At 61.8% G+C, this 16,149-nt stretch carries 2 protein-coding genes (1 of these 2 running past the window's edge); both read right to left on the minus strand.

The annotated features are described in order from the left end of the window. On the minus strand, positions 1–3,231 hold the full coding sequence (locus AB4P92_RS05845; protein WP_395599087.1) for an amino acid adenylation domain-containing protein: 3,231 nt from the start codon (positions 3,229–3,231) through the stop codon (positions 1–3). Continuing rightward, on the minus strand, positions 3,228–16,149 hold the 3' portion of the coding sequence (locus AB4P92_RS05850) for a non-ribosomal peptide synthase/polyketide synthase (protein ID WP_395599088.1). The gene runs 596 nt beyond the window's last position; only the last 12,922 of its 13,518 coding nucleotides appear in the window; the start codon falls outside the window, past its right edge — the gene reads right to left on this strand; the stop codon is at positions 3,228–3,230. Before AB4P92_RS05850 ends, AB4P92_RS05845 begins: the two co-directional genes overlap by 4 nt.

Here is a 16,149-nt window from a genome sequence, read left to right on the forward strand (position 1 = left end):
TCAGCTTGTTTGCGCAGCCTTGGCGGCTTGTAGCTGGCGAGCCTGCTCGGCCAGACGAGCCTTTTCCTCGGGACTCATCGCATCCATGCGCAGGCGCACCTGGGCGATCTTCTCCAACTGCCCCGGAGCGCTTTCCACGGCCCGCAAGGCCAACGCCAAAGACGCCACGGTCGGATGATCGAAAACCAGCCCCGGATGAACTTCGCACTGCAACAATTTGCGAATCCCGGCCACCAGTTTGATCACCAGCAACGAATGGCCACCGGCGGCAAAAAAGTCGCGGTCGATGCCCAGGCGTTCAAGCCCGAGCAACTGCGCCATGCGGGTTGCAAGCAATTGCTCCAGTGCGTCGCGCGGTGCGGCATATTCGTCATCTGCCGCCGCTCCCGCCAATTGCTGCAACGACTTGCGGTCAATCTTGCCGTTGGCCAATCGTGGGAAACGCTCGATCAATTGCAGGTGCTGCGGCACCATCACACTCGGCAGACGCGCACCCAGTTCTGCTCGCGCGGCGTCCAGCAAGCCCGCCGACATTCCCTGCTGCGCCACGACGAAGGCCAACAATCCCTGCTCCGCCGAGGCGGCCGGCAGCACCAAGGCTTCGGCAACCTGCGGCAGGCGCAGAAGCTCAGCTTCAATCTCCGTCAGCTCAATGCGGAAACCGCGCACTTTGACTTGCTGATCACGTCGACCGTGCAACTGGATCGCGCCGTCTGCGCGATAACGCGCGAGGTCGCCAGAGCGGTACAGACGTTGTGCCGGATCAAACGGGCTCTGGATAAACGTCTGCTCATCCGCCTCGACATTCAAATAGCCACGGCACAGCTGCGCGCCGCCCAGATACAACTCGCCCAGCACACCTGCCGGCGCCAGACGCAACTCAGCGTCCAGCACGTAAACCTGGTTATTGCCCAGCACTTGCGTCAACGCCGAACTATCGATGGCCGAGCCATGCAGATCCAACGGATGAATCATGACGCCGACCGTGGCCTCGGTCGGGCCGTAGTGGTTGAACACGCGGCAGTCGTTGCGCAAGCGCGCAATGCGTTCGATCAGCGTCGGCGCAATCGGCTCGCCACCCAGCACCAGCGTGCGAGGCAGGCTCGACCGCTCGCTGTCGAGCAGCGCGGCGAGGTGCGACGGCACGATCTTCAGGCAATCGATCTGCCGTTGTTGCAGATACTCGGCGAACAACGCGCCGTCCTGCATCTGCTCGTCGCTGGCGACATGCAGGGTTGCACCGTTGAACAACGCACCGAACAACGCCGTGTTGCCCAGATCCGCTGCCACCGTTGAACTGAAACCGACGTTTTTGCACTGATCCAGCCCCAGCGCCTGACTGGCTTGAGCCGTATAGTTGAGCAGTTGCCGGTGTTCGATCACCACGCCTTTTGGCATGCCCGTGGAGCCTGAAGTAAACAGCACATACGCGATGTCGTTGCCGCTGGTGGCAATTGCCGGCAACGGTGCAGCCGACTGACCGACTTCAGCCAGCGTCAGCGCCTTGTGCACTTGATTCTGCCAGGCCGGCAGGTGCGTTGCATCGGTCAGCAGCAGAGCAGCGCCGGCCTGTTCCAGCATCAATGCCTGACGTGCCTGCGGCCAGTGCACGTCCAGCGGCAGATAAGCCGCACCGATGCGCCAGCTCGCCAACATGGCAATCACCAGATCCGCCGAGCGCGGAAACGCCAGCGCGACAATCGAACCCTCACCCAGCCCTAGTGCCTTGAGGCCCTGCGCGACGTTGTCGACCCGAACTTGCAACTGACCGTAGCTCAACTGCTCTCGCGTGTCAGTCAACGCAACTGCATCGGGTGTGCGGGTCGCCCAATCAGCGATGCGCTGCGGCAGGTAACGGCTGTCAGCCAAGGTCTGCATCGACGGATTGATTGCCAGCAACCGCTGCTCTTCGGCGCGACCGAGCAGGCTGAGCTGCGCCAAGGCGGTGTCCGGTGCGGCAATGATCGAGTCGAGCAACTCGCCGAACTGTTCCCGCACGACGCTGGCCGTCGCCGGTGAATAACGCGAGCTGGCGTAGAGCAACTCCACCGCGGCCAGTTGCTGCGCATCGTTCAGTTGCACCTGTAACAGCAACTCGAAGGCATCCGGCTGCACAGGTACAGCTGCGGATGGCGACCAGCGCAAACCGCCGCGGCTGTCGATCCGGCCAACCTGAGCCAGGGAAAACCCGTAAGCCGGGCGCGCCGCGTCGGGTGCAAGCTCCGCTGTCCAGTACTCTTGCCAGGTACGCTGTTCGTCAAGACGCGCCGCCAGTTCTACCAGCCAATCGCTGAACCGGGCGCTGGCAGGCAACGCCACAGACAGCGGCAAGGTTTTCTCGAACACACCCACGGCATTCGCGAAGTATTCATAGTCGATGCGACTGTCATGGCGCACACCGACCAATACCTGTTCAAGTCCGCTCAACCGTCCCAGCAACAGCCACCACGCGCCTTGCAGCAGCGTGGCAACGGGCTGACCGAGTTGTTCGGCCAAGGCCTTCAGGGCTTGGAGCTGCGTCGGTTGCAGCGATAACGACAGGTGCGTGTCGGCCGCGGTCCTTTCAACACTTGTGCTGCGTGCGGCCAGCCATGGCGTGGCGATGTCCGCCTGCACACCTTGCAACTGCTGCTGCCAATACGCACGGGCAGTGCCGGCGTCTTCATCGAGCACCACTTCACTGCGCCATTCCAGGTACTGCGCAAACTCGCCCGGCGCCTCGTCGTCCTCAGTCTGGTCGCCGGTGTACGCATGCTGTACTTGCTCAATCAGCAGATTCAGCGATAACGCATCGGCGCTGTAACGCGCGACACCCAGCAACAGCTGCCATTGCTGCGGCGCCAGCCGATAAAGCACAGCCTCGACGCTTGCCGATTCGCCAATGACAAACGCGCGGCCCATCGACTCACCGATCTGCGCCTGGATTTCCTCGGCACGCTGCTCGCCCGCCCGAATCGTCAACGGAAAGCGTCCGACGCCCGAGGCAGCTTGGCGCAAGCCATGGAAACCGGCGACTTTACCCAGCCGCGCCAGCAGCATCGGCTGTTGCGCCAGCAGCGAATCGAACGCGGCCTGCAAGCGCTGCGGATCGAGGTCGCCCTCGATGATCACGCTCAACCAACGCAACGCCTCGCCACAGGTCGCCGTGTTCGACAGCTGCTCCAGCAGCGCCTGTTGCTCAGGCGTCAGGGCGAAACCCGGATCCTGTGCATCCATCATGACCTCGTTCATGCTCCGCTTTCCTCGGTGTTCAATGCGCCGCGCACGGTTTGCCCGGGCTTCAGGCTGCTGTGGTCATACATGTCGCCCATGGCCACGACAATTTTGCGCGGGCCCTCGAACGGATCACGAGCGTGAGCCACCAGCATGTTGTCGAGCAGAATCGCATCGCCTTTTTGCCAGTCGAAACGCACGGCGCACGCTTCGTATAAATCGCCGATGCGCTGCATCACCTCGTCTTCAATCGGTGTGCCGTCGCCGTAATACACGTGACGCGGCATGCGTTCGGCGCCGAACATCGACAACAGGTCTTCACGCACATCCGGCTCCAGCCAGTAGATGTGGTGCAACTGCACCTGATTGAAGAACGACTTGGCGCCGGTGATCGGGTGACGGATCACGGCCGGCCCCGGGGTGCGGGTTTGCAGTTCGTTGTTGTCGAGCCAGCGCCACTCGATACCGCCAGCCCGGCAACGGGCCTCGACTTCAGCACGGTCTTCGGTCTTGAAGAAGTGCTGCCACGACACGTCGAGGTTGTCGGTGAAGGTGCGCACGTAAAGCAGGCCCTTAGCCTCAAATTTGTCACGCAGGTCCGCCGGCATTTTTTCGTACATCAGACGGCAGTCCACCACCGGCGTCGCGCCGCCCACCGGCGCGGCCTGCTCGCAATAAAACATCTGCTTGCGCGGCCAGCGATCCTGATGGGAGCTCTCGTTGTGGAACAGAATCATCTTGCGTTCCGGGTACGGCGTAGAGCGGTAGGTGTTCTTGCCGCCCTCCTTCTTCGGCAGGTCGCCGTACTGGCCGTACAGGCCCGGTTGAATCGCTTCGGCGAACGCCTCAAAACCCTGAATGCCGTCGAGCTCAAAACCGCGGAACAAAATGCCGGCGTGAGTAGCAAGCTTCTCTTCGATCAGCGGGCGGTTGTTCTTGATCCACTCGATCAAGTCCAGTTGCGGCTCGTTCGGCTCCATCAGCAGCGGAAACGGCTGCGGCGCGGCGATCAGCGATTCACGGACCGGCGCCGGGCGAACCTTGGCCACCGGCGCGGCGCCGCGTTTGAGAAACTTGCCGAGCTTATCGGCCTTGGGCCCGGGCGCAGCCGGCCTGGCGGCCACGGCTAAGTTGTCGACTGGCATGCTGATAGCTCCCAATTGAATGTCCTGATCAGCGACGATCTGTTCCAACAGAGCTATCCAGGCCTTCACCAGGTACTGAATGCGCTCGTGTCCGAACAAGGTTGTGGCGAATTGCCAATTGCCCAGCAATTGCCCTTCTTCTTCGTCAACGAACAATGCCATGTCGAATTTAGAATGGGTCTGCAATGCCGCCAGCGGCTCGACGCTCAAACCACCCATGGACTGAGTGCGGCCCGGCAGGTTGTTCATCACGAACAACACCTGCACCAGCGGGTTCATGCCCTTGTGCCGTGGCACGCCCGAGGTGTCGATGATCATGTCCAGCGGCAGGTCCTGATGCTCCAGCGCGCCGAGCAGATTGTCCTGGGTGCGGGTGAGGAACGTGGCAAACGTCGCCGCCGCGTCGAAGCGTGAACGCAGCGGCAGCACGTTGACGAAGAACCCGATCAACCGCTCCAGCTCCGATTGCTCGCGCCCGGCTACGTCGGCACCGACCACCACATCGGCGCCATTGCCGAAGCGGTGCAGCAACACCTGGAACGACGCCAGCAGCGTGCTGTACAACGTCACGCCGGCCTCGGTGGAGAGCTTGCGCAAAGCCTGGCTCAAAGCCCCCGGCAGATGGAACTGCACGGCGTCACCGTCGTATGAGGCAACTGCCCCGCGCGGCGTGTCCAGTGGCAGGTTGAGCTGCCCGCTGTAACCGTCGAGCGCGTCTTTCCAGTAAGCCGCCTGCTGACCAAGAATCCCTTTGCGCTCCAGTTCCTGTTGCCACAAGGCGAAGTCGGAATACTGCACTTCCAGCGCCGGCAACGGCGTGGCATCCCCCGCCTTGCTCAACTCATAGATCTGCACCAACTCATTGACCAGCACGCCCATCGACCAACCGTCAGAGATGATGTGATGCATCGAGAACAGCAACACATGCTCGGTGGCCGACAGATGCAGAATGCGCCCACGCCACAACGGCGCCTGTTGCAGATCGATCGGTGTGCGTGCGTTATCCAGCGCCGCTTGCGCGACGTGTTCTTCCTGGGCACTGCGCGACAAAACGGACAAATCAAGTACCGGGAAGTCGACCTCTACCTGCGCGCAGATTAATGCGATCGGATCACCTTCATCGTCCTGGGAATATGCCGTGCGCAGCACTTCATGGCGGCGCACCACTTCGGCGAAGCTGCTGACGAAGCGTTCAACCGACAGCTCACCACGCAAGCGCAAGGCCAGCGGCATGCCATACGCGGAACTGCCACCGGACAACTGCTCAGCGACCCACAAGCGGCGTTGCACCAACGACAACGGCGCCGTCGACTTGCTACCCCAGGCCTTTAGCGGAACGGACTGACTGACCGAACCGTCCTCGGTCGGCGTTTGCTCCTGAGCCATCCACGCTGCCAGATCCTTGAGGCGCGGATGATTGAACAGGTCACGCAGCCCCAACGTCCCGCTGGTCAGTTTGCGCAGGCGCGACACCGCTTGCGTGGCGAGCAGCGAGTGCCCGCCCAACTCGAAGAAGTGGTCCTCGCGACTGACCTGATCGAGTGCCAGCACGCCCTGCCAGATCGCTGCAATTTGTTGTTCCAGCGCACCGACCGGGGCGACAAAATCCTCCGACGAGACCAAGGCGTCGACGCTCGGCAAGGCCTTGCGATCAACTTTGCCGTTCGGTGTCAGCGGCAGACTGGCGAGGAACAGCACGTGCGCCGGGATCATGTAATCCGGCAGGTGCTCCTTGAGTCGCGACTTCAGCGCATCCGCGCTTGCTGCTGCCGCCTCATCGACCACCACGTACGCCACAAGCTGATGACTGGAGGCGATCGGTTGCGCCACCACCAGTGCCTGACTCACGCTCGGGATCTGCAACAGGCGGGTTTCGATTTCGCCCAGTTCGATACGGAATCCGCGCACCTTGACCTGATGATCGATACGCCCGACGTACTGCAAGGCGCCGTCCGCCCGATAACGGGTCAGGTCGCCGGTGCGGTACATGCGCTCGCCATTGCCAGCGAACGGGTTGGGCACGAATTTCTCGGCGGTCATCGCCGCCCGGCCCAGATAGCCACGGCTGAGGCCGGCACCGGCGAGGTACAACTCGGCCGACACGCCCAACGGCGCCGGTTGCAGATCGCCGCCCAGCACATAGCTGGCGGTGCGGATCATCGGCCGACCGATATTCGCCGTGCCGCCGGCTTCTCGACGGGTCCAGGTCGAGTAAACGGTGTCTTCCGACGGGCCGTACAGATCGATGACATCGACAATGGTTTCCTGCCGGTACAGCGCGTCCACCAGGTTCTGCTTCAGCGCTTCACCGCACAGGTTGACGATCCTTACACCGTCAGGAATGTCGCCGGCGTCCTGTAATGCATTGATCGCCGATGGCACGGTATTGATCAGGCGCACCTGGTTGCGCGCCGGCAACTGTGGGAGTTCGAGCGCATTACGCGCAATGATCAATGAGCCGCCATTGGCCAGGGTGACAAACAGCTCCCACACCGACAGGTCGAAACACACCGAGGTCGAAGCGAGGACGCCTTGAATGTCTTCGCGACTGTAGACGTTCTTCGACCAGTCGCTCAGCGCCATCACGTTGCGATGGGTGATCGATACGCCCTTGGGTTTGCCGGTGGAACCGGAGGTGTAAATCACGTAGGCAAGATTGTTCATTCCCACATCGGTAACAGGCGCAACCGCGCTATAGGCCGACAGCTCCAGTTGATCCACAAGCAACACTTGCGTATCGCGGCTGATCGTCAAGGTGGCGGCGACGTCGGTCTCTGTCAGCAGCACGCGGGCGCGGCTGTCTTCGAGCATATAGGCGACCCGGTCCGCCGGGTAATCCGGGTCCAGAGGCACGTAGGTGCCGCCGGCCTTGAGCACCGCCAACAGAGCCACCAACAGGCTGTCGGAACGTTGCATGGCAACGCCGACCCGCATTTCCGCGGCAACGCCGCAACCGATCAAACGGTGAGCCAGGCGATTGGCCCGGGTATCGATCTCGGCATAGGTAAATGCCTGATGACCGAACGTCACCGCCCACGCGTCCGGCTGGGCTGCGACCTGACGCTCGATCGCCTGATGAATGCACACCGCCTCAAGGGCGTTGTCGGCGACGGGATTCCAGTCACGCAGGATGGTTTGCTCGTCAGCCGCACTCAGCAGCTTCCATTCACCCACACAACGATCAGCACTGGCGCTCATATCGGTCAGGAGTTGTTGCAACTGCGTCGACAGTTTGATCACCGTGTCGGCGGCGAAGCTTGCGTGCTGATAGCTGAAGTGCACGGTCAACTGCTCATCCAGGTTGACCATCAACGTCAGCGCATAGTTGGTCTGCTCATGACGCTCGACATCGCCAAAGCGCAGGTCGTCCGACGCGGCTTGCTGCAAGGCTTCGGCAATCGGGTAGTTCTCGAACACCAGAATGTTGTCGAACAACGCCTCCCCGCTCTGCCCGGCCCAGCGTTGAATGTCGAACAGCGGTGTGTGTTCCTGCTCGCGCAGCAACAGGTTTTGCGCCTGCACCTGTTGCAACCATTGCGGCAACAACTGCTCGGCGCGCGGGCTGGCGATGATCGGCAAGGTGTTGATGAACAGACCGATCTGGCCTTCGACCCCACTCAACTGCGCCGGACGACCCGATACGGTGGCACCGAACGCAACGGTGTCTTGCCCGGTGTAGCGCTGCAACAGCAACAGCCACGCGGCTTGCACCAGGGTGTTGACCGTGACTTTTTGCGCACGGGCGAAGCGGTTGAGTTCGGCGGTCACATCGCTGTCCAGTGTGAGCAAATGCTCGCCCTGTCCTGCGACCGTGGCGTCAGCGCTGAGTGCCACGGAATCGGCCAGATAGGTCGGTGTCTCGAAGTCGGCCAACTGGCCTTTCCAGAAGTTTTCGGTGACCTGCGCATCCTGCCGCGCCAGCCATTCGATGTAATCGCGATAACGCCCGGCCCCCATCACCGGCGCTTGACCGTGGTAGCGCTGCAAGACTTCGCCGAGCAACTGCGAGTTGCTCCAGCCATCCATCAAAATATGGTGAGAGGTGTAAATCAGCTGATAACGCTCGGCCGCCACTCGCACCACCACCAAACGCAGCAACGGTGCCGCGTGCAGGTCAAAACCCTGCTGGCGCTGTGCAAGTTCCAGATCCGTCAGGGCCTGGGGCAAATCACCGCGATCACGCCAGTCGAGCACGCTGAACGGCACCTGCAATCCCTTGTGAATCACTTGCAGCGGGCACGGCAGATCACCCTCCCAGACGAAACCGCTGCGCAGCACTTCATGGCTGTCCATCGCCGCTTGCCAGGCCTCGCGGAATCGCTCGACCTGCAAGCCATCCACGGCAACACACATCTGGTTGATGTAATCGCCCGACTGTTGCGCATAGAGGGTGTGGAACAAAATGCCCTGCTGCATCGGTGACAACGGATAGATGTCATCGACCAGATGTGGCGAAGTCGGCAAGCCGTCGAGCTGAGCCTGAGTCAGCCGCGCCAGCGGGAAGTCCGACGGTGTCAGCCCTTCCACCCCCGGCGTCAGGCAATGCCCGATCAACGCCGCAAGTTCCTGGGCGTAATCTTCGGCCAGCGCTTCAATCACCGCGCTGTCGAAGCGTTCGCTACTGAAGGTCCAGCCAATGCTCAGTTCGCCGCCATACACCTGACCGTTAAGGGTCAGCCAGTTGCCCAACGGCGCGTCCGGGCTCTGATCGAGGCCGGCGTTATCCGGCGACGGGACGAACAGCGCGCCATCGTCGCTTTCGAAACTGCCGTCGAACTGACCCAGGTAGTTGAAGGTAATGCGTGGAGTCGGCAAGGCGCGCAAGCTGTCTTGCGCCTGGGCATCACCGAAGTGACGCAACGCGCCGAAGCCAATGCCCTTGTTCGGGATCGAGCGCAGTTGTTCCTTGATCTGTTTGATCGAATCGCCCGGCAGTGCCGCAGGGGTCAGGCGCACCGGGAACAGGCTGGTGAACCAGCCGACGGTACGGGTCAGGTCGACACCGTCGAACAGTTCTTCGCGACCATGGCCTTCAAGCTGAATCAGCGTCGAAGCCTGCCCGCTCCAGCGGCCAATGACGCGGGCCAGTGCCGTCAGCAACAGGTCGTTGACCTGAGTGCGATAAGCCGCCGGCGCTTCTTGCAGCAGTTGTCGGGTCAGCTCAGGACTCAAACGAGTCTGGACGGTCTGCGCCAGTCGATTTTGCTCGCTGGCGTCGGCGCGCTTGCACGGCAGATCAGCGCTGACATGGCTCAGGCAGGCCTGCCAATAAGCCAGTTCGGCCTGCAACGCCGGGCTGTTGGCGTAACCCTGCAATTGCTCGCTCCAGTCCTTGAAGGCGCTGGTTTTCGACGGCAGGTTGAGTGGCTGATCGTTGAGCAATTGCTGATAAGCATTTTGCAGATCTTCGAGCAGAATCCGCCACGACACCCCGTCCACCACCAAGTGATGGATCACCAACTGCAAACGCTGAGAGCCATCGGCCAGCGTCGCCAACACCGCACGCAGCAATGGCCCGTTTTGCAGGTCGAGGCTGCGCTGGGCGCGGTTGCCCAACGCTTCCAGCGCCGCGGCATCGGCGACGTCCTCTTGCCAAAGCAGATTGTGCGGCGGGTCTTCAACCGCGCGATGCCTGGCCTGCCACAGGCCGTCGTGCGCAACGAAGCTCAGGCGCAAGGCGTCGTGATGCCCCACCAGCGCGCGCAGTACTTGCTCGACCTTGGCGGCGTCCAGCGTCTGACGCGGTTTGAGCAGCACTGACTGGTTCCAGTGGTGACGTTCCGGGATCTGGTCTTCGAAAAACTGCTGCTGAATCGGCAATAGCTGTGCTACGCCAGTCACCGCTCGCTGATCGATCGTCGACTCCTCAATGCCCAATTGTGCGACCAGCGCCAGACGCTGCACGGTCTGGTGCTGGAACAGGTCTTTGGGATTGAGGCGAATACCTGCCTGACGTGCACGGCTGACCACTTGAATCGAAATGATCGAGTCGCCGCCCAGCTCAAAGAAGTTGTCGTTCAAACCGACTTGCGGCAGTTTCAGCACGTCTTGCCAGATGGCGGCCAGACGTTGTTCCAGTTCGCTTCGCGGCGCCTGATAAGCCTGCTGCGCCTGACTCGCATCCGGCGACGGCAATGCGCTGCGGTTGAGTTTGCCGTTGCCGGTCAGCGGCAGTTGCGCCAGCAGCAACAGGTGCGCCGGGATCATGTGATCCGGCAGGTTTTCCTTGAGTTGAGCACGCACCTTGTCGCGCCACTGCGACTGTTCGGCAGGGCTGGCTTCAAGCAATGTAACGTCGTCCGGCACCAGCCAGGCGACCAGTTGCTGACCGCTAAGGCCAGGTTGCGCCAGCACCACAGCCTGACGCACGGCGGCTTGTTGGAGCAATTGCGCTTCGATTTCGCCCAACTCGATACGGAAGCCACGGATCTTCACCTGATGGTCGATTCGACCGACGTATTCGATCACGCCATCGGCGCGATAACGCGCCAGGTCTCCCGTGCGATACAGACGCCCGCCATCCGCGGCGAATGGATCAGCAATGAAGCGCAACGCGGTCAGGTCAGGACGGTTAAGATACCCCCGCGCCAGACCGGCACGCCCGACGTACAACTCACCGATGCAACCCTTGGCCACCGGGTTCAGATCGCCGTCGAGCAGATACCACGACAGGTCCGGAATCGGCTCGCCGATCGGGCTGCTGGCGTCACGGTACAGATCAGCCATCGACAACGGACGGTAGGTCACGTGCACAGTGGTTTCGGTGATGCCGTACATGTTGATCAGTTGCGGGGCCTGATCGCCAAAACGCTCGAACCAGGGGCGCAGGCTTTTGACTTCCAGCGCCTCGCCGCCGAACACCACGTAACGCAGGGACGATTGCGCTGCCGCGTGTTCCGGGGCGCAGGCCACTTGCATCAGTTGCTTGAACGCCGACGGCGTCTGGTTGAGCACGGTGATGCCTTCGCGGCACAACAACCCATGGAAATCTTCTGGCGAGCGGCTGACCTCGTAAGGCACCACCACCAGTTTGCCGCCGTACAGCAGCGCACCGAAAATCTCCCACACCGAGAAGTCGAACGCGTAGGAATGGAACAGACTCCAGACATCCTGCGGGCCGAAATCGAACCAGGAATCGGTCCCTTCAAACAAGCGCAAGACGTTGCGGTGGGCGAGCAAAGTACCTTTCGGTTGACCGGTCGAGCCGGAGGTGTAAATCACGTAAGCCAGGTTGTCCGCGCTCATGCACACTTGCGGGTTGTTGTCGCTGTAGCTTTCGAGGCCGTCATGCTCCTGATCGAGCATCAGGCTGCGGACGCAATCGGGTACCGGCAGATGTTCCAGCAGATGACTTTGCGTCAACAGTAATTCGATGCCGCTGTCGCCGATCATGTAGCTCAGACGATCTTGCGGATAGCTCGGATCGAGCGGTACATAGGCGCCGCCAGCCTTGAGAATGGCCAGTAGACCCACCAGCATTTCCAGACTGCGCTCCACCGCCAGACCGACGCGCACGTCAGGGCCAACACCGCTGGCGATCAGCTTGTGGGCCAATTGGTTGGCGCGACAGTTGAGTTCGCCATAGTTCAGCGTCTGCTCGGCAAAGGTCACGGCAATCGCTTGCGGGGTGCGCTCGGCTTGCGCTTCGATCAGTTGATGCAGGCACGCTTCGCTCGGGAAGTCGGCCACGGCCGGGTTCCATTGCAACAGAGTGGTTTGACGCTCGGCGTTGTCGTGCAGCGGCAACTCGGCAATGCGCCGGGAGCAATCGGCAACGATGCCGTGCAACAGATTCGTCCAGTGCTGCGCCAGGCGTTGCAAGGTGGTGGCGTCGAACAGGTCAGTGGCGTAAGTCAGTTCGGCCCAGACGTTATCGGATGATTCGAACGTGTCCAGCGTCAGGTCGAATTGCGCCGTGTGCGAGGTCCAGTTCAGGCCCTCGATAGTGATCTGCGGCAGACGTGTCGCACCGCTACCCTGTCGCGCCTGACTCTGGTGGTTATGCAGCACCTGGAACAAGGGGCTGTGGCTCAGACTGCGTTCCGGCTGCAAGGCGTCGACCAATTGCTCGAATGGCAGGTCCTGATGAGCCTGAGCGTCGAGCACAGTGCGCTTCACTTGTTGCAGCAGGCTGCGGAACGTCTGTTGGCTGTCGAATTCGGCCTTGAGCACCTGAGTGTTGACGAAGAAGCCAATCAGACCTTCGGTCTCGACCCTATTGCGGTTGGCCACCGGCACGCCGACCCGGATGTCGGCCTGACCGCTGTAGCGATGCAGCAAGGTCTGGAAAGAGGCCAGCAACAGCGCAAACAGGGTGACGTTCTCGCGTTGTGCAACGTGCTTGAGACCCGCGGCCAGTTCCGCGCTGAGCGCAATGTCCTGGCGCGCACCGCGATAGCTCTGCTCCGACGGGCGCGGACGGTCGGTCGGCAATTCGAGCAACGGCTGTTCGCCGTCGCCCAGTTGCGCCGTCCAGTAGTTCAGTTGACGCTCGCGTTCACCCGCATCCATCCACTGCCGTTGCCACACGGCGTAGTCGGCGTACTGCACCGGCAATGCCGGCAACTGTGCAGTTTTATCCGCGCTGTAGGCGGCATACAACGCCACCAGTTCATCGACCATGATGCCCATCGACCAGCCATCGGAAACGATGTGGTGCAAGGTAATGATCAGTGCGTGGTCATCAGCAGCCATTCGCAACAGCTTGACCCGCAGCAACGGGCCTTTGTGCAGGTCGAACAGGTGCAGGGTTTCGGCGGCGACCAACGCTTGCAGCGCGCAATCGTCCAGCTCGCCAGCAATGTCTTCGACGGCAAGTTCCAGCGTCGCCTGAGCCTGGATCACTTGCAGGGTCTGGCCCTGCTCTTCGACAAAACAGGTGCGCAGTGATTCGTGACGGGCGATCAACGCATCGAAGCTGCGCTGCAATGCCGGCAAGTCCAGTTCGCCACGCAGGCGCAAGGCAGCCGGTACGTGATAGGCAGTGCTGGTAGGTTCCAGTTGCCAGAGAAACCATTGGCGTTCCTGGGCGTAGGACAATGTCAGCGGTTGCGAGCGCGGCAGCGCGACGATCGGCGGCTCCTGATGCGCCTGCTCGATCCCGAGGGCAGCGACGAAATCTGCCAGCGTGCTGTGTTCGAAGAGCGTGCGCAGCGGCACTTGCACATTGAGAGCCTGACGTACCCGCGATATGACCTGAGTTACCAGCAGCGAATGGCCACCGAGTTCGAAGAAGTTGTCGCCCAGCCCCACTTGCTCCAGTTTCAACACCGTTTGCCAGATCTCGGCGACGGTGTGCTGGGTGGCGGTCTGCGGCGCAATGTAGGTCGTTTGCAACTGGCTGGCGTCGGGCGCCGGCAACGCCTTGCGGTCGACTTTGCCGTTGGGGGTCAATGGCAGTTGTGCGAGAAACAGCAGATGTGCCGGCACCATGTATTCCGGCAACCCGGCCTTGAGGCTGGCCTTGAGCGCCGCGCGCAAATCGGCTTCGCCTTCAGCGTTCAGCGCAGCGCTGGACGACGGCACAACATAGCCCACCAGTTGCGCGCCGGTCGGGCCATCCTGAGCGACGACGACGGTTTCGCGCACGCTGTCGAGCGCCAGCAGGCGCGCTTCAATCTCGCCCAATTCGATCCGGAAACCACGGATTTTGACTTGATGGTCGATGCGCCCGATGTACTCGATCACCCCTTCAGCGCGGTAACGGGTCAGGTCACCGGTGCGATATACGCGTTCGCCGGTGCGCGAGAACGGGTCAGGCACAAAACGCTCGGCCGTCAGCCCAGGACGCTGGAAGTAACCCCGGGCCAGGCCATCGCCACCGATCAGCAATTCACCCGGTGCGCCGAGCGGATTGAGTTCCAGGTCACTGCCGAGGATATACAGTGCGGTGTTGTCGATAGGCTTGCCGAGAAACGGACGGCTATTGTCCACACTCAGCGGATGCAGCGCCGACCAGATGGTGGTTTCGGTCGGGCCATAGAGATTCCAGACCTTCGGCGAGCGCGCGAGCATGCGTTGCGCGAGCTCCTGTGGCAGCGCTTCACCGCCACACAGAAAGGTGCGGCCGTTGAGGGCAGCGGCGTGTTCGTTGTCCAGCAGCATGCGCCAGGTCGAAGGCGTGGCTTGCAGCATGCTCACGGCGTGGCGGGCGATCAGTTCGAGCACCGCTTGCGGGTCCTGATGCACGTCTTTGCCAGTCAAGACCACGGCGGCACCGGCCAGCAGCGGGCCGTAGATTTCCAGACCGAAAATATCAAACGAGAACGTGGTCAGCGAAAGCATGCGATCAGTCGCGACGATGCCAGGTTGCTCGACCATGCTCGCGACAAAATTGCTCAGGGCCGTATGACGCACCATTACGCCTTTCGGCTTGCCGGTCGAACCGGAGGTGTAGATCGTGTAGGCAAGGTGTTCGCCGGTCACCGCCACATTCGGGGCGCTGGTCGGATAGGCCGCCAGCCAGTTCTGCGGTTGGTCCAGCAACAGGGTTTGCAGTCCCTTAGGAATTGGCAACTGCGTCTGCAAATGCGATTGGGTCAGCAGCAATTGCAGGCCACTGTCCTCGATCATGTAGGCAAGGCGATCTTGCGGATAGGCCGGGTCCAGCGGTACATAAGTGCCGCCAGCCTTGAGGATCGCCAGCAGGCCCACGATCATTTCCACACTGCGCTCGACGGCGATACCGACCAGTCGGTCCGGGCCGACGCCAAGCTCGATCAATTTGTGTGCAAGCGGGTTGGCGCGAGTCTCCAGTTGAGCGTAGGTCAGCACCTCCTCGCCGACGATCAGTGCCGTGGCCTCAGGCGTTTGTTGTGCCTGCAAGGCGATGCGTTGATGTACACACGGCGCGGGCGCGGCCTGATCGACTACGCGGCGCCAATCCTGCAACAGCCCTTGATGTTCGGTGTTTTCCAGCAGTGGCAATTCACCAATGCGCTGGTGCGGCGCGGTGACAATGCCCTGCAGCAGATTGAGCCAGTGGCGAGCCAGACGCTCGATGGTTCCGGGCTTGAACAGGTCGGTGGCGTAAGTCAGTTCCGCCGCCACCCCTTCACTGGATTCGTAGGTGCCCAGCGTCAGGTCAAACTGCGCAGTACGGCCCTCCCAGACGATGTCCTCGACACTCAGTTGCGGCAGTTGCACCTGGCTCTGACGCTGGGTCTGGTCGTTGACCGCCTGATGGTTGTACATCACCTGAAACACCGGGCTGTGGCTCAGGCTTCGCTCGGGCTGCAGGGCTTCGATCAGTTGTTCGAACGGCAGATCCTGATGGGCCTGCGCGGCCATGGCCGATTGCTTGACTTGCGCCAGCAACTGGTTGAACGGCAGTTGCCCGTGAACCTCGGCATTCAGCACCTGGGTGTTGACGAAGAAGCCGATCAGGCCTTCGGTTTCGACCCGGTTGCGGTTGGCCGTCGGCACACCAACGCGAATCTGCGACTGGCCGCTGTAGCGGTGCAGCAAGGCCTGGAACGAAGCCAGCAGCACCATGAACAGGCTGGCGCCTTCGCGCTGGGCCAGTTGTTTGAGGGCATCACCCAGGGCCGATGGCATTTGCAGATCGAGGCGCGCGCCGCGAAAGCTTTGCACCGCCGGGCGCGGATGATCGATCGGCAACTCCAGCACCGGATGCTCACCGCCGAGGGTGTCGATCCAGTACGCCAATTGTCGCTCGCGCTCGCCCGCCTCCAGCCAGTGGCGCTGCCAGATCGCATAATCGGCGTACTGCACAGGCAGCGGCGGCAGGCTCAACGTCTGACCGCTGGTGTCGGCGGCATAATGCTTGATC

The sequence above is a fragment of the Pseudomonas sp. A0308 genome (assembly GCF_044218815.1).
In the GTDB taxonomy this organism is placed as follows: Bacteria; Pseudomonadota; Gammaproteobacteria; order Pseudomonadales; family Pseudomonadaceae; genus Aquipseudomonas; species Aquipseudomonas iridis.